This is a genomic window from Superficieibacter sp. (assembly GCF_032071645.1).
Taxonomy (GTDB): domain Bacteria; phylum Pseudomonadota; class Gammaproteobacteria; order Enterobacterales; family Enterobacteriaceae; genus Superficieibacter.
In genome coordinates, this window is sequence record NZ_DAMAPU010000001.1 from 236593 (window position 1) to 257815 (window position 21223).

The 21223-nt window shown below is 57.6% G+C and carries 17 protein-coding genes and 1 pseudogene; all 18 read left to right on the forward strand.

All coding sequences use genetic code 11. The features are described 5' to 3' along the window. The first annotated feature begins 1 nt into the window (after position 1). On the forward strand, positions 2 to 1993 hold the full coding sequence (gene cheA, locus RT197_RS01290; RefSeq protein WP_312946490.1) for a chemotaxis protein CheA: 1992 nt from the start codon (positions 2 to 4) through the stop codon (positions 1991 to 1993). A 21-nt stretch (positions 1994 to 2014) separates the two neighbouring features. Beyond that, entirely contained in the window at positions 2015 to 2518 is a 504-nt protein-coding gene (gene cheW, locus RT197_RS01295) for a chemotaxis protein CheW (protein ID WP_312946492.1), read from the forward strand. Positions 2519 to 2941: 423 nt separating this feature from the next. Beyond that, positions 2942 to 3511 carry a spore coat protein U domain-containing protein gene (locus tag RT197_RS01300; protein ID WP_312946494.1) on the forward strand — a complete coding sequence of 190 codons (570 nt, stop codon included), beginning with the start codon at positions 2942 to 2944 and terminating at the stop codon, positions 3509 to 3511. Between the two features lie 40 nt (positions 3512 to 3551). After that, the gene (locus RT197_RS01305) at positions 3552 to 4034 is read left to right on the forward strand and encodes a spore coat U domain-containing protein (protein WP_312947552.1); all 483 of its coding nucleotides are present in this window, start codon (positions 3552 to 3554) and stop codon (positions 4032 to 4034) included. 14 nt (positions 4035 to 4048) lie between these two features. Beyond that, a complete protein-coding gene (locus tag RT197_RS01310) occupies positions 4049 to 4813 on the forward strand; it encodes a molecular chaperone (RefSeq protein WP_409529663.1) in 765 nt (254 codons plus the stop codon). After that, a complete protein-coding gene (locus RT197_RS01315; protein WP_312946496.1) occupies positions 4789 to 7167 on the forward strand; it encodes a fimbria/pilus outer membrane usher protein in 2379 nt (792 codons plus the stop codon). The genes RT197_RS01310 and RT197_RS01315 overlap by 25 nt, the downstream gene beginning before the upstream one ends. A gap of 2 nt (positions 7168 to 7169) precedes the next feature. After that, positions 7170 to 8129, forward strand: coding sequence for a spore coat U domain-containing protein (locus RT197_RS01320; protein ID WP_312947554.1), 960 nt, complete (start codon positions 7170 to 7172; stop codon positions 8127 to 8129). A gap of 93 nt (positions 8130 to 8222) precedes the next feature. Then, positions 8223 to 9878, forward strand: a complete 1656-nt coding sequence (tar, locus tag RT197_RS01325; protein WP_312946498.1) for a methyl-accepting chemotaxis protein II — start codon at positions 8223 to 8225, stop codon at positions 9876 to 9878. Between the two features lie 42 nt (positions 9879 to 9920). Then, positions 9921 to 11522, forward strand: coding sequence for a methyl-accepting chemotaxis protein IV (gene tap / locus RT197_RS01330; RefSeq protein WP_312946500.1), 1602 nt, complete (start codon positions 9921 to 9923; stop codon positions 11520 to 11522). A gap of 19 nt (positions 11523 to 11541) precedes the next feature. Beyond that, the gene (gene cheR, locus RT197_RS01335; protein WP_312946502.1) at positions 11542 to 12408 is read left to right on the forward strand and encodes a protein-glutamate O-methyltransferase CheR; all 867 of its coding nucleotides are present in this window, start codon (positions 11542 to 11544) and stop codon (positions 12406 to 12408) included. Further along, positions 12405 to 13454: a protein-glutamate methylesterase/protein glutamine deamidase gene (gene cheB / locus RT197_RS01340; RefSeq protein ID WP_312946504.1), complete on the forward strand. Its 1050-nt coding sequence runs from the start codon at positions 12405 to 12407 to the stop codon at positions 13452 to 13454. Before cheR ends, cheB begins: the two co-directional genes overlap by 4 nt. A 17-nt stretch (positions 13455 to 13471) precedes the next feature. Further along, on the forward strand, positions 13472 to 13861 hold the full coding sequence (gene cheY, locus RT197_RS01345) for a chemotaxis response regulator CheY (protein ID WP_312946506.1): 390 nt from the start codon (positions 13472 to 13474) through the stop codon (positions 13859 to 13861). A gap of 9 nt (positions 13862 to 13870) precedes the next feature. Then, entirely contained in the window at positions 13871 to 14512 is a 642-nt protein-coding gene (cheZ, locus tag RT197_RS01350) for a protein phosphatase CheZ (protein ID WP_312946508.1), read from the forward strand. Positions 14513 to 15360: 848 nt separating this feature from the next. Then, positions 15361 to 16203, forward strand: a complete 843-nt coding sequence (locus RT197_RS01355; RefSeq protein ID WP_312946510.1) for a helix-turn-helix domain-containing protein — start codon at positions 15361 to 15363, stop codon at positions 16201 to 16203. A gap of 18 nt (positions 16204 to 16221) precedes the next feature. Continuing rightward, entirely contained in the window at positions 16222 to 17067 is an 846-nt protein-coding gene (locus RT197_RS01360) for a helix-turn-helix domain-containing protein (RefSeq protein ID WP_312946512.1), read from the forward strand. Between the two features lie 138 nt (positions 17068 to 17205). Beyond that, positions 17206 to 18504 (forward strand): MFS transporter, encoded by a 1299-nt coding sequence (locus RT197_RS01365; protein ID WP_312946514.1) that lies wholly within the window; start codon positions 17206 to 17208, stop codon positions 18502 to 18504. Next, positions 18491 to 20815: pseudogene (locus RT197_RS01370) on the forward strand (family 78 glycoside hydrolase catalytic domain); the annotation flags it as partial. The gene RT197_RS01365 and the pseudogene RT197_RS01370, both read left to right, overlap by 14 nt. Positions 20816 to 20839: 24 nt before the next feature. Further along, positions 20840 to 21169: an alpha-L-rhamnosidase C-terminal domain-containing protein gene (locus tag RT197_RS01375; protein WP_312947555.1), complete on the forward strand. Its 330-nt coding sequence runs from the start codon at positions 20840 to 20842 to the stop codon at positions 21167 to 21169. Positions 21170 to 21223 lie beyond the last annotated feature (54 nt).

Sequence of the window (21223 nt, forward strand, 5' to 3'; positions counted from 1 at the left end):
CGTGAGCATGGATATTAGCGATTTTTATCAGACGTTTTTTGATGAAGCCGATGAGTTACTGGCCGACATGGAACAGCATCTGCTGGATCTGGTCCCGGAGGCACCGGATGGAGAGCAGCTCAACGCGATTTTTCGCGCTGCCCACTCGATTAAAGGCGGCGCGGGAACCTTTGGCTTCTCCATTTTGCAGGAAACCACGCACCTGATGGAAAACCTGCTGGATGAAGCCCGCCGTGGCGAAATGCAGCTCAACACCGACATTATCAACCTGTTTTTGGAAACTAAAGATATTATGCAGGAACAGCTCGATGCTTATAAAAGCTCTCAGGAGCCGGACGCTGCCAGCTTTGAATATATCTGCAACGCGCTGCGTCAGTTAGCGCTGGAAGCAAAAGGCGAGGCCGTACCGCCGCCTGCTGCAAAGCTGACGGTGGTGGAAAAAGAAGAACCGCAGGCGCAGGCCGGGCAGACGCGCATTGTGCTGTCGCGCCTGAAAGCGGGCGAGCCGGACTTACTGGAAGAGGAACTGGGCAACCTGGCGCAGCTCACCCAGGTTGAGAAAACGGCGGATTCGCTCTCAGCGATGCTTGACGGCAGCGTGGACGAAGACGATATCGTCGCCGTGCTGTGCTTTGTGATTGAAGCCGACCAGATCGCCTTTGAGAAGGTGGCGGTGGAAGCAGAGCCGGAGCCTGAAGAAGAAACCGTTGCAGAAGCGCCTGCGCCCGCCGCGCCGGTGCTGGTGGCGGTGCCGAAAGAAGCGCCTGCCGCGCGAAGCGGGGCAGAAAAGCCCGCCCGCGTCAGCGAATCGTCCAGCATTCGCGTGGCGGTCGAGAAGGTCGATCAACTGATTAACCTGGTCGGCGAACTGGTGATCACCCAGTCGATGCTGGCCCAGCGTTCCAACGAACTCGACCCGGTCACGCACGGCGATTTGATTACCAGCATGGGGCAGTTACAACGTAACGCCCGCGATCTCCAGGAATCGGTGATGTCCATCCGCATGATGCCGATGGAGTACGTCTTCAGCCGCTTCCCGCGCCTGGTGCGCGATCTGGCGAGCAAGCTGAACAAGCAGGTGGAACTGACTCTTATGGGTAGCTCCACCGAACTGGATAAAAGCCTGATCGAGCGCATTATCGATCCGTTAACTCACCTGGTGCGTAACAGCCTTGACCACGGCATTGAGTCCCCGGATACCCGCATGGCCGCCGGGAAATCGGCGGTGGGCAACCTGATCCTCTCCGCCGAGCATCAGGGTGGCAATATCTGTATTGAAGTCACCGACGATGGCGCGGGCCTTAACCGCGAGCGCATTCTGGCGAAAGCTGCCTCGCAGGGCATGGCAATCCATGAAAACATGAGCGACGAAGAAGTCGGGATGCTGATTTTCGCGCCGGGCTTCTCCACCGCCGAGCAGGTGACCGATGTATCCGGGCGCGGCGTGGGCATGGACGTGGTGAAACGGAACATCCAGGAAATGGGCGGTCACGTTGAGATCCAGTCGAAGCAGGGCACCGGCACCACCATCCGCATTCTGCTGCCGCTGACGCTGGCGATCCTCGACGGCATGTCGGTCAAAGTCAGCGGTGAAGTCTTTATTCTGCCGCTGAATGCGGTGATGGAATCGCTCCAGCCGCGCGAAGAAGATCTGCATCCGCTGGCGGGCGGCGAGCGCGTGCTGGAAGTGCGCGGCGAATATCTGCCGCTGGTGGAACTGTGGAAAGTGTTCGACGTGGAAGGCGCGAAAACCGAGGCCACCCAGGGCATCGTGGTGATCCTGCAAACCGCCGGACGCCGCTACGCGCTGCTGATTGACCAGCTCATCGGCCAGCATCAGGTGGTGGTGAAAAACCTTGAGAGCAACTACCGCAAAGTGCCTGGCATTTCCGCTGCCACCATTCTTGGTGATGGCAGCGTGGCGCTGATCGTCGATGTATCAGCGCTTCAGGGATTAAATCGTGAACAACGCATGGCGCACACTGCTGCCTGATTACGTTAAAAGGGTAAAAACATGACCGGTATGAATAATGTGACAAAACTGGCAGGTGAGCCATCGGGCCAGGAATTTCTGGTCTTCACGCTGGGCGATGAAGAGTACGGTATCGATATCCTCAAAGTGCAGGAGATCCGTGGCTACGATCAGGTGACGCGCATCGCCAACACGCCTGCGTTTATTAAAGGCGTCACCAATCTGCGCGGCGTGATCGTGCCGATTGTCGATCTGCGTGTAAAGTTCGAGCAGCAGGGCGTGGAATATAACGACAATACGGTGGTGATCGTGCTTAATCTTGGTCAGCGCGTGGTCGGCATCGTGGTTGATGGCGTCTCCGACGTGTTGTCCCTGACTGCCGATCAAATCCGTCCGGCCCCGGAATTCGCGGTCACGCTCTCCACTGAATACCTTACCGGCCTCGGTGCGCTGGGCGAGCGAATGCTGATTCTGGTTAACATTGAGAAACTGCTGAACAGCGAAGAAATGGCGCTGCTGGATTCCGCTGCGCATCACGCGGCGTAACGTCGCGGAGTAAACCGTCTTTCCCAGCCGAAGCGCGGGAAAGACGGTTTAACCTGGAAAATTATCCGAAAATAAAATCCTTCGCTTGCTGACTTTCCCCGCTTTAAATAAAGTATGACATTATTAATTCCCCGCTGAAATAAAATCCCGTCGTTAAAATATATCCTGCATAATACATTGTGATTAAACTCACAGATAAATGAATATATTCTTTTCATTACATCGTTAATGACTGGTTATTTTTATAATTGATTGAATAAAAACGGAAAATTCTGTTTTTCGTTAAAACTGAAACCGCTTGCCGAACTTATCTAAAATCAACTAAATTTGAACCAGACGGCTACCCTTTCGGCGGTGGCAGATCATCAAGGACCGCAGCGTAAATTAAAACGCTGAACTCATCTTATTACCGGAGACGGTATTATGAAGCAATTGCGTCTTCTTATTGTTGCAGGCGGTATGCTGGCTTTTATCGGCACGCCTGCTCAGGCGGTGACCAGCAGCGGGACCATCGGGGCCACGCTGACCCTCACTAATGGCTGTCTTATCAACGGCTCCCCTAACCAGAACGGCATTAACTTCGGGACCCTGGATTTCGGGACTCATCCGGCGACCTTCTCCACCCTGACGACCCAGCTTCGCGGAGCCGCCAGCGGTAACAACTTCACCATCCAGTGTACGACCGACAGTTATACCGTGCAGGTCACGGGGAACACCAATGCCCAGGACCCTGGCACCTCTGTCGGCACCGTCGGCGCACAGCCGCGTTACCTGGTTAACACCGCTGATGGCACTCTCGGCGTGGCGTATGCCATTTACAGCGACAGCGGTTTCGAGACTGAAATCTTAAATGAGACCGATATTCCCTCCGCCTCGACAACCGGCGGAATCAACAGTTACACGCTGTACGGACGTATTCAGGGCGGCGGCGATAGCGTTACCGTTGTTCCGGGAACCTATACCGACACGATAAACGTCAGCGTCAACTACTGATTGGCTGATGCGTTGCCGCGGCGGGTGGCTGGTTATCGTGATGACCCTCGCGGGTTACAGCGCCCGCGCTTTGGCGATCACCAGCCAGAACTTTGAAGTGAACGCGACCGTCGTCGCGGGCTGCTCTGTGGTCAGCGGGCCGGGGCGCATATTCGGCACCCTCAACTTTGGCACCCATTCTGGCGTCGAGTCCGGGCGGGTAAGCGCGCAGTTCGTACCGGATAGCGCGCTTTCGCTGGTCTGTACCCCCGGCGTGGCGCTGAGTATGGCGATTGACGGCGGGCAATACTACGCCACGGTGCGCAACCTCCAGCGGGAAAACGGCAGCGAGCGCGTTCCTTACCGCCTCTACAGCAACAGTTCGCTGGCAGCAAACAGTGAAATCGGCGTTAACCAGCAGGTCTCCGTGACCTGGACCGACAGCAATAACATTGCGCTGACCTTATTCGGCGCGGCACAGCTCACCGGCTGGAGTCCGGCAGGTGTCTACAGCGATCGTTTGACCGTGACCTTGTCATGGTAAAAAGGGAGAACACTATGCGCGGCATCACCTCTACGCTTCTGAAAAGCACTTTGCTGATGGTGGCTTCGCTGGGCGTTATGGCGAAAGCCGATGCCGCCGCCAGCATTTTACTCTGGCCCATCGATCCGTGGCTGGGCGCAGACATGAACGCCAGCGAACTGTGGATTGAGAATCAGGGCAACAGTCCCGCCATGATGCAGATCCGCATCGTGCGCTGGAGTCAGGAGGGCGGTCACGAGCGTTATCAGGCGCAGCAGGACGTGGTCGCCAGCCCGCCCATTTCGCGCATCGAGCGCGGCAGTAAACAGCTTATCCGGCTGATTAGACAGATCCCCGCTCCGGCAGGCAAAGAAAACGCCTACCGGATTATCATCGATGAAATTCCCCAGCCGAACGATCCCAATACGCCGCAAATGGGCCTGAAAATCCAGATGCGCTACTCTCTGCCGCTGTTTGTTTACGGCAGCGGCATTGCCACCCGCAGCAATGCGGAAAATCATACCGAGGTGGATAAAAATCGCCTGCGCTGGCGCGTTGTCCAGCAAAACGGCAGGCCCGCGCTTGAGGTTAATAACGCAGGCAACGTGCATCTGCGGCTCAGTCAGGTAACGGTCCATCAGGGAAGCCAGAAGCAAAAGCTGGCGGACGGGCTTTTAGGCTATGTCCTTCCCGGTCAGGCGCGTAGCTGGCCGCTGCCCGCCGGGATCGGCAGACCGGATGAACTCACCGCGACCATAAATGCACGGGATGCAAAATGGCACGCCGCGCCGGGCAATTAACCTTGCTGACGCTGCTGCTGATGACCTGCGGGGCGACGGTGGCGCAGGACGCCGACGATGCTCTGCCGCCACCGCCCGATAGCCGGATGGCGACCGCTCCGGCGGTTTATCATCTGGCGTTGGTTATCAATCATTACGATACGCAGCAGGTGGTGCCGGTGACGGTGCAACCGGGCCACTACGTAGTCTCCAGCGCCAATTTACAGCGCGCCGGGATCCCTGCCGCCTGCGTGCCGCAGGGGGAGGTGGATCTCGCCGCGCTCGCCGGGTTCAGCGTTGATTATGACGGCAACGGCCAGCGGCTGCTGCTGACCGTTCCCCGCGACTGTATGCCCGCCCGCGCCTCGGCGTTTAAGGACGATGCGCCGCGCAGTACGCCGATGAACGGGCACGGGGCGCTGCTCAATTACGATCTTTACACCAGCCAGACCGACGGCGGCGGAAGTCAGATTTCGCTGTGGCACGAACTGCGTTATTTCTATGATGCTGGCGCGCTTTCCTCAACCGGCAGCCTGCGACGGCCGCTGAACAGCCTGGGACCGCAGCAGGACGGCTATATTCGCTATGACACTACCCTGAATCTCACCCATGAAGACGATGCCACCGAATGGAATATCGGCGATACCATCACCGACGCGCTCAGCTGGAGCAGCAGCGTGCGCGTCGGCGGCGTGCGCTACGGGCGGGATTTTTCGTTGCGCCCGGATCTGGTGACCTGGCCGCTGCCCGCCTTTTCCGGCGAGGCGGCGGTGCCGACTACCGTCGATCTGTTTATTAACGGTTCGCGCGCCGGGTCAACCCAGTTGCAGCCTGGCCCATTTTCGCTGACCAATCTGCCCTATATCAACGGCGCGGGTAACGCGGTGGTGGTCACCACGGATACCCAGGGCCGTCAGGTCAGCACCGTTCTGCCGTTTTACGTTGACAGCGAACTGCTGAAGCCCGGACTTAGCGACGGTGCCGTCACCGTCGGCACGCTGCGACGCAACTACGCCATTGAAAACTTTGATTATGGTGAGGCGGTGACCAGCGGATCGTACCGCTATGGCCTGACCGACTGGCTGACGCTGGAAAGCCATGCGGAAGGGGCGGAATCGCTGGCGCTCGGCGGCGCGGGCAGTGTGGTGAAGCTCGGGCGTTACGGGGTGGCCAACAGCGCATGGAGCCACAGCCAGATGCACGGCGAGAGCGGACAGCAAATCAACTGGGGCTATCAGTACAACACCCGCGCCTTCAGCGTGGGAACGCAGCACAGCCGCCGCAGTATGGGATTCGGCAATCTCGCGCTCTACGACCGCGCGCAAAGAATGGACAACCAACGCGATCCGGTGATCAGCCTCAGCCAGCGCAGCGATCAATATTCGCTGTCCATGAACCTGCAAAATTTCGGCAATATTGGCGCGGCGTGGATTGGCGTGCGCAGTTTCGACAGCAAGCGCACCGAACTGCTGAGCCTGTCATGGAGCCGCAATTTGTGGGGCAGCAGCAGCCTGTATCTTGCCGCCAGCCGGGACCAGCAGCAGGGCGACTGGTCGATGGCGATGTCGGTACAGATCCCGCTCGGCGACCGCGATGGTCTGGGACTGAGCATGGATAAAACCGCAGATGCCGGTAACAGCCAGCGCATCAACTACAGTCATTCCATGCCCACTGACGGCGGCTTTAGCTGGAATCTGGCGCTGGCAAGACAGTCGCAGGCGGACCGCTATCAGCAGGCGTCGCTGGGCTGGCGAAATAATGTGGCCGAACTCCAGGGCGGCGGTTACGGCGAGCCTGACATGATGACCTGGTGGGGAGAAGCGTTGGGATCGCTGGTACTGATGGACGGTGAGCTTTTTGCCGCCAACAAAATTAACGATGCGTTTGTGGTGATCAGCACCGACGGCTACCCCGACATCCCGGTGAGCTATGAAAACCAGCCGGTTGGCAAAACCAATAAAAACGGCTACCTGCTGATCAGCGGCGTATCGGCGTATTACCCCGCCAGCTATCAAATTGACACTCTCGACTTACCGGCCGATATGCAGATGAAAGAAACCGAAAAGCGGGTGGCGCTGCGGCGCAACAGCGGTTATCTGGTCGAATTCCCGATGACTCAGACCCGCGTTGCCAGCGTGATCCTGCACGATGAAGCCGGGCAGGATATTCCGCCGGGCAGCCAGGTATACCGCGCGCAAAAACCGACGGCGGTAGTGGGCTATGACGGTATCGCCTGGCTGGAAGAATTAAGCGATTCCAACAGGCTGCGGGTGGTGAAGCCCGATGGCTCCGCCTGTCAGGTGACGGTGATAGTGCGCGAAGATCCGCAGCGTAAACTGCCGACCCTCGGGCCGCTGATCTGTAAGGCGGCGTGATGATGAAATTTCTGACGCTGTGCCTCACGCTGCTGTTCTCACCGCTGATCCAGGCGGCCTGCACCGTCACCATGGCTAACGCCTCTTTTGGTTCACTCTCGTCATTTGTGGTCAATACCGGGGAGCGGGAGGTCACGGCCAATCTGATTGTGGAATGTGACACCGTCCTTAATCTGCTGACCAGTGACAGCGTCACGCTGACCTACCTGAGCGCTTCGCCCGGCAGCCAGACCCAGGCCACGCTGCGGCGGACCGACGTCACCACCAATACCGATGCGGTGCCGGTGCGCTTGTGCGGACAGACGGGCTGTGCGGGCAGCGCCGAAACCACCATTGGTCAGAGCTATATCTGGAGCGGAAATACGCTGCTCGGCCTGCTCAATTCGCGGCGCTATACGCTGCCGGTTTATTTCCGCCTGGTGGGCGGGCAGAGCGTCAGCGCCGGGCCATACCGGACAACGCTGAATTTTTCCATTGCCTACAGCGTCTGTCGGCTGGGCGCGCTGCTGGCCTGCACCTCGGCGCAAACCGGCAGCAAAACGGTCAGCGCCCAGGTCGATCTGACCGTCACCACTGACTGCATCACCATCAACGCGCCGAACATCAACTTCGGCAGCGCGCCGATGGTGCGCGACTTCCCGGCCATTTCCCAGTCGATAGGCATCACCTGCACCAAAGGCTCCAGCTATTCCGTCGGGATCAACAACGGTCAGTGGGCCAACGGCACGGTCAGAAATATGGCTAACGGCACTAATCGCCTGAGCTATGACCTGTTTAAAGGAAGCAGCACGAACCGCTGGGGCAGTAGCGGAACGGAACGCTGGGCCAGCACGCTTTCTTCCGGGGTCAGTCAGGATGGGGTGCTGCGCACCTATAACTACACCGCGCGCATACTGAGCGGACAAACCACTCCTGCCATCGGCAGCTACAGCGACACGCTGATCGTCGATATCACCTTCTGATTTTCACGGCGTAAGATTATTCCGTAAGCGAAACGTAAAGTTCCCTTCCGGCTTGCCGATAACTTCGATAACAAGTCATTGAGAAGGTGATGTATGCTGAATCGTATCCGGGTTGTCACATTGCTGATGATGGTGCTCGGCGTCTTTGCGCTGCTACAACTGTTATCCGGCGGCCTGCTGTTTTCGTCACTCCAGCAGAACCAGCAAAGTTTTATCCTTTCCAGTGAGCTTCGAACTCAACAGGCCGAGCTGAATAAAACCTGGGAGCTGATGCTGCAAACGCGCATCAATCTGAGCCGCTCTTCGGCCCGCATGATGATGAACGCGGCCAATCAGCAAAGCAGCGCCAAAACCGATCTGCTGAAAAACGCCCGGCTGACTCTCGACGAAGCCGCCAGCCATTACGCGATTTATCAGCGTTCGGCCGCGCCGCAGGCAATGCAGAGCGTCAGCCAGACGCTTGATGAGCGCTACCAGAAATATCACGCCGCGCTGGCGGAGCTGATCCAGTTCCTCGAAAACGGCAATATGGACGCCTATTTCGCCCAGCCAACGCAGGGGATGCAAACCGCGCTCGGCGAAGCGCTGAACCAGTATGCATCGCTGAGTGAAAAACTCTATGACGAAGCCTTTAGCGCCAGCGCCCATGATTACCGTTTTGCCCAGTGGCAGTTGGGGATTCTGGCGCTGGTACTGGTCATCGTGCTGGTCGGCGTCTGGTACGCGATCCGTCATATCTTACTTAACCCGCTGGCGGCGATTATTCATCATCTGCGCCAGATTGCCGGGGGCGATCTGACCCAGCCGCTGGTGTTATCCGGGCGCAATGAAATGAGCCAGCTTGCCGGAACGGTTGAGCACATGCAGCAGGCGTTAATTACCACCGTCACCAACGTGCGCAGCGGCACCGATGCCATCTACAGCGGCACCACGGAAATTGCCCGTGGCAACCACGATCTCTCATCGCGTACCGAACAGCAGGCTTCCGCGCTGGAAGAAACCGCTGCCAGTATGGAGCAACTGACCTCCACGGTTAAACAGAATGCGGAAAACGCCCGCCAGGCCTCGCAGCTTGCACAGAGCGCCTCGGACACCGCCCGTCACGGCGGGAAAGTGGTCGATGGGGTGGTGAATACCATGCACGACATCGCCGCCAGCTCGAAGAAAATCGCCGACATCACCAGCGTCATCGACGGCATCGCTTTCCAGACCAACATTCTGGCGCTGAATGCGGCGGTCGAAGCGGCACGCGCCGGAGAGCAGGGGCGCGGCTTTGCGGTAGTGGCAGGCGAGGTGCGCAATCTTGCCAGCCGCAGCGCGCAGGCAGCGAAAGAGATCAAAGCCCTGATCGACGATTCCGTTTCCCGCGTGGACACCGGATCGGTGCTGGTGGAAAGCGCCGGGGAAACGATGGTGGATATCGTCAGCGCCGTCACCCGCGTCACCGACATCATGGGTGAAATCGCCTCCGCCTCCGACGAGCAAAGCCGTGGCATCGACCAGGTGGCGCAGGCCGTTACCGAAATGGACCGCGTTACCCAGCAAAACGCCGCGCTGGTGCAGGCGTCCGCCGCCTCCGCCGCAGAATTAGAAGATCAGGCCAGCCGACTCACCCAGGCCGTGTCGGCATTTCGCCTGTCCGCCGCCGCCGCGCAGCCAGCGCGCGAGGCGCACCCGCCGGTCACGGCACCTTCGATGCATTCACGTCCGGCGATGGCTGGCGCTGATGATAACTGGGAAACCTTTTGATCTTATGTGATGGCGGCGTATTGCCGCGTAATGGGAGCGTTGATGTTTAATCGTATTCGTATCTCGACCACGCTGTTTTTGATCCTTGTGGTATGTGGTCTGTTGCAGGTGGGAAGCAACGGTCTGTCGTTCTGGGCGTTTCGTGATGGCGTGCAGAACGTGAATCAAATTGAACGCAGTAACCATCAGCGGACGCTGCTTATGCAAAGCCGCGCGGTCATGCTTCAGGCCAGTGCGTCGCTGAATAAAGCAGGCACCCTGACGGCGTTAAGCTATCCGCCGGACGACATTAAGGCGCTGATGGCCCGCGCCCGTGAAAGCATGAAGCTGGCCGATACTTATATTGCCGACGTGCTGGCGTTACAGGCGACCACCGACACCGGCAAAGCGCTCCAGGCCGACACCAAAAAAGTCTACGCCGCGTGGCGCAACGATCTTGAACATCAGGCTACCTGGCTGGAAAGCAATCAGCTTTCCGATTTTATGAGCGCGCCGGTGGAACAATCCCAGCAGGGGTTTGATAAAAACTTTGACGCCTGGCAGGTGCATATTGATTCGCTGGTGGACAAAGCGCAGCACGGCAGCGAAAAGAACTACCATATGTCGGCGGCGATCTTTATCAGCATGATTGTTATTGCTGGCCTGCTGACCACCGCGTCCCTGTTCTGGTCGCGGCGGATGATCGTCCAGCCGCTGGCGATTGTCTCCGGTCATTTTGACAGCATTGCCCAGGGTAACCTCGCGCGTCCGGTCGCGGTCTACGGCAAAAACGAAATTTCGGCCATCTTTGCCAGCCTGAAGGCGATGCAAACCGCGCTGCGCACTACCGTCAGCGAAGTGCGGCAGGGCAGTTTTGCGATGCACACCGGCATCTCTGAAATTGCCGAGGGCAACAACGATCTCTCTGCGCGCACCGAGCAGCAGGCGGCGTCGCTGGCGGAAACGGCCGCCAGTATGGAACAGCTTACCGCCACCGTGGGCCAGAACGCCGACAACGCCCGCCAGGCGTCCGGGCTGGCACGCAGCGCGGCAGACACCGCCAAAAAAGGCGGCGAACAGGCAACGCACGTTGCCGACACCATGCGCGACATCGAAACCAGCTCGCAGAAAATTGGCGACATTATTAGCGTCATCGACGGGATCGCTTTCCAGACCAACATTCTGGCGCTGAACGCGGCGGTCGAAGCCGCACGCGCGGGCGAACAGGGACGCGGTTTTGCCGTGGTCGCCGGTGAAGTCCGCAACCTCGCCAGCCGCAGCGCCCAGGCGGCAAAAGAAATTAAAGTGCTGATCGAAGAGTCGGTTTCCCGCGTTCAGGAAGGCTCTGCCCAGGCGGGCACCGCCGCGAAAACGCTGAGTGAAATCGTCCGCTCCGTGACCCAGGTTAACGACATTATGGGCGAAATTGCCTCCGCCTCTGACGAACAGCGCCGGGGCATTGAACAGGTCGCCCAGGCGGTCAGCCAGATGGATCAGGTCACGCAACAGAACGCCGCGCTGGTCGAGGAAGGCGCTGCCGCGACCGGCGAATTAACCAGCCAGGCGAATCATCTGACCGCACTGGTTTCCCGATTTCAGCTTGAAGAGCAACCTGCAACGCAAGAAGTACGGACGCCGCCCGTCGCGGCGTCAGAGATCTCCTGAAGGTAATTGAGAAGGCGCTATGACATCATCGCTGCCCGCCGGGCAAACGTCTTTACTTATGCAGATGACACAGCGCCTCGCGCTGTCCGACACTCATTTTCGTCGGATATGTCAGTTGATTTACCAACGCGCCGGGATCGTGCTGGCTGACCATAAGCGTGACATGGTCTACAACCGTCTGGTGCGTCGTTTACGGACGCTTGGGCTGGAGGATTTTGGGCATTATCTGGGGATGCTGGAAGCGAACCCGAACAGCGCTGAGTGGCAGGCGTTTATTAACGCGCTGACCACCAACCTGACGGCGTTCTTCCGCGAAGGGCATCACTTCCCGGTGCTGGCGGAACATGCCCGCCACCGTCAGGGGGAGTACCGGGTATGGAGCGCAGCGGCGTCAACCGGTGAGGAACCGTATTCACTGGCGATCACCCTTGCCGATACTCTCGGCACCGCGCCGGGCCGCTGGAAAGTCTACGGCAGCGACATCGATACCGAAGTGCTGCGCAAAGCGCAGGAAGGGATTTACCGTCAGGAAGAGCTAAAAACCCTGTCGCCGCAGCAGCTTCAGCGCTATTTCATGCGCGGCACCGGGCCGCATTCCGGGCTGGTCCGCGTGCGCCAGGAGCTGGCGAACTACGTGGAGTTTTCGCCGCTGAACCTGCTCGATAAGCAGTACAGCGTGCAGGGGCCGTTTGATGCCATTTTCTGCCGCAACGTGATGATTTATTTTGATAAAACGACGCAGCAGGACATTCTGCGCCGCTTTGTACCGCTGCTCAAACCCGACGGGCTGCTGTTCGCCGGGCATTCGGAGAACTTCAGCCAACTCGTGCGCGACTTCACGCTGCGCGGGCAGACGGTTTACGCGCTGAGTAAGGAAAAAGCATGAGCAAGATCAGGGTGCTGTCTGTGGATGATTCCGCATTGATGCGCCAAATCATGACGGAAATCATTAACAGTCACAGCGACATGGAGATGGTGGCGACTGCCCCCGATCCGCTGGTGGCGAGGGACTTGATCAAGAAATTTAACCCGGATGTCCTGACGCTCGACGTTGAAATGCCGCGTATGGACGGGCTGGATTTCCTCGAAAAACTGATGCGCCTGCGTCCGATGCCGGTGGTGATGGTTTCTTCCCTGACCGGCAAGGGATCGGAGGTCACGCTGCGCGCGCTGGAACTGGGGGCGATTGATTTTGTCACCAAACCCCAGCTTGGCATTCGCGAGGGGATGCTGGCGTACAGCGAAATGATCGCCGAGAAAGTGCGCACCGCCTCGCGGGCGAAACTGGCGGCGCATCATCCGACCTCCGCGCCGGTCACGCTGAAAGCCGGGCCGTTGCTCAGTTCAGAAAAACTGATGGTGATTGGTGCCTCCACCGGCGGCACCGAGGCCATTCGCCATGTGCTGCAACCGCTGCCGCTCTCCAGCCCGGCGGTGCTTATCACCCAGCATATGCCGCCGGGGTTCACCCGCTCGTTTGCCGAGCGCCTGAATAAGCTCTGTCAGATCAGCGTGAAAGAAGCGGAAGACGGCGAGCGCGTGCTGCCGGGCCATGCGTATATCGCCCCCGGCGATAAGCATATGGAGCTGGCACGCAGCGGGGCCAACTATCAGATCAAAATTCACGACGGCCCGCCGGTTAACCGGCACCGGCCGTCGGTCGATGTGTTGTTTCATTCGGTGGCAAAACATGCGGGGCGCAACGCCGTGGGCGTGATCCTCACGGGAATGGGCAACGACGGTGCTGCCGGAATGCTGGCGATGCACCAGGCGGGAGCCTGGACCATCGCCCAGAACGAAGCAAGTTGTGTGGTGTTCGGCATGCCGCGCGAGGCCATCAATATGGGTGGCGTTAGCGAAGTGGTCGATCTTAGTCAGGTTAGTCAGCAAATGCTGGCGAAAATCAGTGCCGGACAGGCAATACGTATTTGAATCAGGAGTGGAGTTTTATGGCGGATAAAGAGCTTAGATTTTTGGTTGTGGATGACTTTTCCACCATGCGTCGTATCGTGCGTAACCTGCTCAAAGAGCTGGGTTTCAATAACGTTGAAGAAGCGGAAGACGGTGTGGACGCGCTGAATAAATTGCAGGCGGGCGGCTTCGGTTTTGTCATCTCCGACTGGAACATGCCGAACATGGACGGGCTGGAATTGTTAAAAACCATTCGTGCGGACGGCGCGATGTCATCGCTGCCGGTGCTGATGGTGACCGCAGAAGCGAAGAAAGAGAACATCATTGCGGCGGCGCAGGCGGGAGCCAGCGGCTACGTGGTGAAACCTTTTACCGCAGCGACCCTGGAAGAAAAACTGAATAAGATTTTCGAGAAACTCGGCATGTAAGGACCTGGTATGATGCAATCGTATAATCTTGCTGAAGAACATTCTGCCGGGGATATTATCGCCCGTATCGGCAGTTTAACCCGTATGCTGCGTGACAGCCTGCGCGAGCTGGGGCTGGATCAGGCCATCGCGGAAGCGGCAGAAGCTATCCCCGATGCGCGTGACCGTCTGGACTATGTGGTACAGATGACCGCCCAGGCCGCAGAGCGGGCGCTGAACTGCGTGGAACTCTCGCAGCCGCATCAGAATAAAATGGAAACCGGGGCGAAAGCGCTCTCTGGCCGCTGGGATGAATGGTTCGAAAACCCCATCGAGCTGGCGGACGCGCGCGAGCTGGTGACCGATACCCGCAGTTATCTGGCGGAAGTGCCGCAGCACACCAGCTTCACCAATGCGCAACTGCTGGAAATCATGATGGCGCAGGACTTCCAGGATCTCACCGGTCAGGTGATCAAACGCATGATGGACGTGATCCAGGAAATTGAACGCCAGCTCCTGATGGTGCTGCTGGAAAACATGCCGGAACCGGGCGCGCGGGCGAAACGTGAAAGCGACAGCCTGCTGAACGGTCCGCAGGTTGACGCCTCGAAAGTGGGCGTGGTCGCCAGCCAGGATCAGGTTGACGATCTGCTGGACAGCTTAGGCTTTTAAGTTGATGCCCGTTTCCCGCCCTCTCCCTGCCCCTCTCCCCCGTGAGAGGGAACGGTCCGGCGTCGTGACTGGATTTGTCATCTTTACTCTGGCTAAGGGGTCCACCAAACCCCACCCGGGGCACGTCCTGCCCCCTCTCCCCCGTGAGAGGGAACGGTCCGGCATCGTGACTGGATTTTCAGGCTAAGGGGGCCACCAAACCCCACCCGGGGCACGTCCTGCCCCCTCTCCCCCGTGAGAGGGAACGGTCCGGCGTCGTGACTGGATTTTCAGGCTAAGGGGTCCACCAAACCCCACCCGGGGCACGTCCTGCCCCCTCTCCCTTGAGGGAGAGGGCCGGGGAGAGGGGGGAATTACGGGTACTTAACACAACCAGGCCCGATTACCCGAGCCTCTGAAGAAGATAAATTCGGCTGAAAGCCTGACGCCTTCGCGTTATTTTCAGGCATTTGTATGAATTTTTATTCATACAAATGCTTAACTAACCAGCATTACGGCTATGCCGGAGGATATTTATTTCTGCCACTCCCGCCATCCCGTACCAGAAATGAAGACCCCGTCACCTCAGGTTACGCTCCAGTGCCATTTCGCTATATAGACTTGTCATAATTATTACGGTTAAATAGTTATACCCTAAATAATTCAAGTTGCCTGTGCGTTGGCTGCGCTCACTCACCCCAGTCACTTACTGAAGTAGGCTCCCGGGGCTTCCCTCGTTTGCCGCCTGCATCCAACTCAAATTATTTAGGGTATATATCAATTTAGCCGGGTTGCAATACTGTTTGCTGACGTTATTTCTGTCAGCGAATTGGCATGAGTATTTTTTTAATATGACTGGCGAGTGCTAAATGAGAATTCTGCACAGTAATGACTTCTTTCTCTCGGATCTTCATGCTTTTTGTCTTTTTATGCTGAATAATCAGCAGGTGGAAGAGGTCCACGGTCATGAATTTGACGAGCTGGTGATAGTCGTGGCGGGCAGCGGCTTTCATATTATTAATGATAGCGTACAGTTTATCTATCAGGGCGATTTTTTCTACGTCACGTTTAATGATACGCACAGCTATCTTTCGACCAATAAACTGTCGGTGATTAATCTGCTTATTCGCCGTGAACGCAATTTTCATTATCTGGTTAATATCGATAAATTACTGGACTATCTGAAAGCGGGATCGGACTGTTCGAGTATGACGTTTCACTGCCTGACCTCGGAGGAAATTGCCAGAATCGTTGCATTAACCCTGGCGATAAATGCCCGCAATGACGATGGCTATGACGATCTCTATTTTTCCGCCACCGAAAATGCGGTGCTGACCATTATTGATCTGCTGTGTCAGAGCACGCTGCGCAAAACGTCCCGTAACCAGTATGAACATTCCGGCAGGAAATACCTGATCCATGCACTGCGCCACCATTATTTACAGCCGATTAACTGGAATGAAATCTGCGAAGAGAGCGGCATGACCCGGCGGACGATGTTTCGCTTTATTAAAGAGGTCACCGGATATACTCCGGTCAAATTTCAGCAGATCTTTCGCCTGCTGAAAGCGCAGGAGTTATTACGCACCACGGATAAAACGATTGGCGAAGTGGCGACCGGCTGCGGCTTTGCCAATGCTGCCAGATTAGCTGAATCCTATAAACGGCAATTTTTCTACCCGCCTTCGCAGGAGCGTCATATTCAGCGCTAGACAACATATGAGGACGTCATGTTGCACATTCAGGACGAAGAGATCGGCCCCCCGGCAGGCGCGGCGGTGGCCGTAGGGCACAATGTTCAGGTGGCAGAGGCCTGGTGCCAGTCACACGGCGCGGATGAAATTGTCACCGTCGCCAGCGGCTTTGGTTTTCTTTATGGCGCGGAACAGGCGCTTTTTTTACAGCCCGGCGATGTGTGGTTAAAAAGGCCCGGCCAGCGCTACCGGCTGGTGGCGTTTAAAAACCTGTCATTAAGCCGGGTGCAAATTGCACGCGACGGGCGGTTTTTATTTATTCGCGATATAGCCTCGCTGCTGGAAAGGCTGCATCAGACCATTGGCAATACGATTATTCCCGGGCTGGCGCCTGGCAGCAATATTCAGACGGCGCAGCTTTTGATAGAGGAATTCCTTCAGGCGGACAATGAAATCGCCGGGATAGCCCGCCAGGCGCAGCAGGAAATTGCGCTGCTAAAATTAATTATCTTCATTCAGCAAGCCAGCGTGCAGCCGCAATATTGTCGCGAGCATCGGCTGCTGGATTTTATCTTTCAGCACTGTACAGAGAAATTAAACTGGGATGTCCTCTGCGCTTCCGTTAATTTATCCCGCCGCACCTTTTGCCGCTATACCGACCGCCATCTGGCCATGACGCCGGAAAAAATTCACATCATTTTTAAGCTGATTAAAGCGCAGGAATGGTTGCGTACCTCCGATGAGGCGATTGGCGATATTGCCATCCGCTGCGGTTTTAGCACGCCCTCGCAGTTATCCAGCGCCTACCGCAAAGCGTTTTCCATTACCCCGTCGCAGGAGCGGGAAAATTTATTTCCCTGCCTGCTATCGCCGTCGGCATAAATGCCCGGTTCTGTGAATAACCTCTATAGCAATTGTCCCGGTTGGTCATCAGAAGAATAGGGGTGGCAACAGCATAAAGGAGCCGCCTGCATGAAATTGTCATCATGCAATGAAGGACAATGATAAAGGATAACGTGTATGTCTGTTACTAAAGTACCTAATCCCTGGTATGTGGGCGTCGTGTCTGGCATGGCTTCGTATATTGATTCTGCGGCCATTATTTCAAGCGGTACGGCGCTGGTGATTTATCAAAAAACCATTGGCATTAGCGCCGTGGAAATAGGCGTTTTATCAGGATTGTTGACGCTGGGTATTGCGCTGGGCGCATTCAGCGGCGGGCGGTTAGGCGACCGGATGGGGCGGCGAAAGGTTTTTATTCTGACAATGGCGATGATTGTCGTCGGCACGCTGCTGCTGGCGTTTGGCCTGAATTTCCCGATGCTGCTGCTGGGCACCGCGCTGGTGGGACTGGCGACCGGGGCGGATCTGCCGGTTTCCCTGGCGACCATCTCCGAGGCGGCGACCGACCAGAACCGGGGAAAAATCATCGGCCTGTCGAATATGCTCTGGACGGTGGGTATTGGCGTGACCGTCGCGATTTCTTCTGTGGTGGGCGACTGGGGAAAAATCGGCGCGCAGATCATGTTCCTCCACGTCTGTATTGTTGCCGCCGTGGTGCTGGTGCTGCGTCTGTCGATCCCCGAATCCCCGCTGTGGCTGGTGGCGCGGGATGAACTGAAGCGCGGCGTCGCCACCGTGCGGGCGCAAAAATCCTCTTATAAAGATCTGCTGCGCGGCAAATATCTGTGGCCCTTTATTGCGCTCAGTATTTTTTACACTTTCACCAATCTCGCGGCGAATACCGGCGGGCAGTTTGGCGCTTACATCGCGGTGAACGTGGTCGGGATTTCCATCAGCACCAGCTCGCTATGGGGACTGTGCATGCTGCCGGTAGGGCTGCTGTCGAATCTGTTTTTTATGCGCATTGTCGATACCCCGAAACGGATGCCTTTCTACCTCATCGGCGCATTCATGATGGTGGGCGGCTATCTGATCCTCCCCGCGCTGGGATTCACCCCCTCCGCGCTGCTGTGCAGCATGTTCCTGCTGGGTGTCGGTAACGGGCTGGCGTTTGAAGGGATCATGAAAGTGTGGTCGCAGGAATCCTTCCCGACCATGCTGCGCTCCACCGCCCAAGGGCTGATCGTCGCCATTGCCCGCCTGACCTGCGGCCTGCTGGCCTTCGTCACCCCGGTGCTGCTGGATGCCGGGCCGGTAGCGTTCTACCTGCTGCTGGTGACCATCGTCAGCATCGGCCTGATCACCGGCTGGATCTGCTTTCGCGGCAAACAGCGCAACGAATTTAACGCGGAGTCTGAAGTGGTCAGCTCTGCCTCGCTAACAATGAATCAGGAGCAAAACTATGCTAACCGTTGAAAAAATCCTGCTCAATTATGACCCGCGGCTGGAGGGGACCGAGCAATTCCCGATTGTGGGCTGGCTTATCGGCAGCGACCACCAGGATGTGCTCCAGCAAAGCTGGCAGCTTCAGGTCAGTGAAGAAAATACCTTCACGCACCTTATTCATGACAGCGGGCGGGTCGACAGCGGCGAGTCGCAGCATATTCGCTTACCTGACATCGCCCTGTGCTCCTCGCGCCGTTATTTTGTGCGGGTGAGGATCAGCGATAATCACGGTGACGTCAGCGAATGGAGCGAAGCCGCCGCATTTATCACCGGCCTGCCCGCCGCCGAATGGCAGGGGCAGTTTATTTCGGGCGAAGCGCTGGCAGAAAAGACCGTTTCAAAAGGCACGCTGCTGCGTAATGGTTTTCACATTGCCCGTCCGCAGGATGTCGCCTCGGTATTTGTCCACGCCAGCGCACTGGGGATCTACAAACTTTACTGTAACGGGCAGAAAGTTGGCGACGATGAACTGACGCCCGGCTGGACCAGCTATGAAAATCATCTGCTGTACCAGACTTACGACCTGACGCCGTTGATTAGTGGGGAGGAGAACGTCATCGGGGCGAGCGTTGGCGCGGGCTGGTTTAAGGGCGATATGAGCTTTAACCGCTATCGCAATTATTACGGCGAGCGCACGGCGTTTATTTGCCAACTGGTGGTCAACTATAAAGACGGCAGCCAGCAGACGGTGGTGACCGATGAAAACTGGCAGGCCAGTTGGTCGCCGGTATTATTCTCGGAAATCTACGACGGTGAAATTTACGATGCCCGCTTTGAACAGCCCGGCTGGGATACCGTCGGTTTCGACGCGGCGCACTGGCAACCGGTGTCCCTTATTGATTTCAACAAAACCGTGCTACGCGCACAGGGCAACGCTACCGTCCGCCAGATTGAGACGATCGCGCCGGTCTCGCTGTTCACTACGCCGAAGGGCGAGCGGGTGATTGATTTCGGGCAAAATCTCACCGGCTGGGTGGCGTTTACCGTTCGCGGGCAGGCGGGCGAAAACGTCGTGCTGCGCCATTTTGAAGTGCTGGATGCGCAGGGCAACGTCTACCTGACCAATCTGCGCACCGCCAAACAGCGCACGGAATACGTGCTGAAGGGAGGCGAGGCCGAGACGTATCACCCGCATTTCACCTTCCAGGGGTTCCGCTACGTCAGGATCGAAGCCTGGCCGGGGGAGGTCGATCTTAGCTGCATTCACGCCGTGGTGGTCCATTCTGCGATGCAGCAAACGGCAGATTTTTCCTGCTCCAACCCGGATTTGAACCAGCTGCATCACAATATTTTGTGGGGGCTGAAGGGCAATTTCGTTGACGTTCCTACCGACTGCCCGCAACGCGATGAGCGGCTTGGCTGGACGGGAGACGCGCAGATCTTCTGCCGCACTGCCAGCTATCTGATGCAGACCCGTAACTTCTTCGCCAAATGGCTGACCGATCTGCAATACGATCAGACCCCGGACGGCGCGGTGCCGCATGTGATCCCGGATATCCTCACCGGCAAATGCGAAAACGACATCAATCTGGCGAAAGGCGGGACGTATGCCGCCGCCGCGTGGGCCGATGCAGCGGTGATCAACCCGTGGACGATGTATCTGATGTACGGCGATACGCAAACCCTGCGTAATCAGTATGCCAGCATGAAAGGCTGGGTCGGATTTATGCGCTCCCACGCGGTGGATAACCAGTGGCGCTATAAGCTTCAGTTCGGCGACTGGGTGGCGCTGGATGCCAGAGAGGGGAGCTATTTCGGCGCAACGCCGGACGAATTCGTGTGTATGGCCTACTAGGCCTGGTCCACGCTGCTGCTGGCGAAAACGGCGCAGGTGCTGGGGGAAGAGGCGGACTATCAGGAATACACAGATCTGTATCAGCGCATTGTTCACAGCTTCCAGCAGGAGTTTTTTACGCCCGGCGGACGGCTGGCGGTCAGAACCCAGACCGCGCATATTCTGGCGCTGTACTTTAACCTCGTCCCCGACGCTTTCCGCGAGCGCACGGTGCAGGCATTGCTCAAACTGCTGGCCGAGCATGACGGGCATCTGGTGACCGGTTTTGTCGGCACGCCTTATTTTTGTCACGCGCTCAGCCAGAACGGACATGCGAAAGAGGCGTGGGAGCTGTTGCTCAAAGACGATTTCCCCTCCTGGCTGTATCAGGTGAAGGCCGGGGCCACCACCATCTGGGAACACTGGGACGGCATTAAGCCGGATGGCACCATGTGGAGCCCGGATATGAACTCCTTCAATCACTATGCTTACGGTGCTATCGGCGAATGGCTGTGGCGCGCGGCGGCGGGGATTGATACTGACGAAAGCGGACCGGGCTTTAAGCGCATTCAGATCAAACCGGAAATCGGAGGCGGCCTGACGTGGCTCAACGCCCGCTATCACTCGCTGTACGGCGATGTGCAGGTGAACTGGAAAGCGATTCCGGCAGAGGCGGGGGACAGCCGCATTCAGATGGAGGTCACTGTGCCGCACAATGCGCGGGCTACCGTGACGCTGCTTCACGCCAGCGAACTCCTCGCCGCTGACGGCGCTACGTTCCGGGCGATGGACGGCGCAATGTGCGCCGAAGTCGGGTCGGGGAGGTATCACTTTGAGTACCGCTGCCGACTGGCAGAGTAGGGGAGCGTCTGGCCTCCTTGCCTCACGTGAACGCCCTCACCCTGACCCTCTCCC

Coding starts and splice junctions, on each gene's coding strand:
- cheW (WP_312946492.1), top strand. CDS start 2,015: ATGACCGGTATGAATAATGTGACAAAACTGGCAGGTGAGCCATCGGGC.
- RT197_RS01300 (WP_312946494.1), top strand. CDS start 2,942: ATGAAGCAATTGCGTCTTCTTATTGTTGCAGGCGGTATGCTGGCTTTT.
- RT197_RS01305 (WP_312947552.1), top strand. CDS start 3,552: ATGACCCTCGCGGGTTACAGCGCCCGCGCTTTGGCGATCACCAGCCAG.
- RT197_RS01310 (WP_409529663.1), top strand. CDS start 4,049: ATGCGCGGCATCACCTCTACGCTTCTGAAAAGCACTTTGCTGATGGTG.
- RT197_RS01315 (WP_312946496.1), top strand. CDS start 4,789: ATGGCACGCCGCGCCGGGCAATTAACCTTGCTGACGCTGCTGCTGATG.
- RT197_RS01320 (WP_312947554.1), top strand. CDS start 7,170: ATGAAATTTCTGACGCTGTGCCTCACGCTGCTGTTCTCACCGCTGATC.
- tar (WP_312946498.1), top strand. CDS start 8,223: ATGCTGAATCGTATCCGGGTTGTCACATTGCTGATGATGGTGCTCGGC.
- tap (WP_312946500.1), top strand. CDS start 9,921: ATGTTTAATCGTATTCGTATCTCGACCACGCTGTTTTTGATCCTTGTG.
- cheR (WP_312946502.1), top strand. CDS start 11,542: ATGACATCATCGCTGCCCGCCGGGCAAACGTCTTTACTTATGCAGATG.
- cheB (WP_312946504.1), top strand. CDS start 12,405: ATGAGCAAGATCAGGGTGCTGTCTGTGGATGATTCCGCATTGATGCGC.
- cheY (WP_312946506.1), top strand. CDS start 13,472: ATGGCGGATAAAGAGCTTAGATTTTTGGTTGTGGATGACTTTTCCACC.
- cheZ (WP_312946508.1), top strand. CDS start 13,871: ATGATGCAATCGTATAATCTTGCTGAAGAACATTCTGCCGGGGATATT.
- RT197_RS01355 (WP_312946510.1), top strand. CDS start 15,361: ATGAGAATTCTGCACAGTAATGACTTCTTTCTCTCGGATCTTCATGCT.
- RT197_RS01360 (WP_312946512.1), top strand. CDS start 16,222: ATGTTGCACATTCAGGACGAAGAGATCGGCCCCCCGGCAGGCGCGGCG.
- RT197_RS01365 (WP_312946514.1), top strand. CDS start 17,206: ATGTCTGTTACTAAAGTACCTAATCCCTGGTATGTGGGCGTCGTGTCT.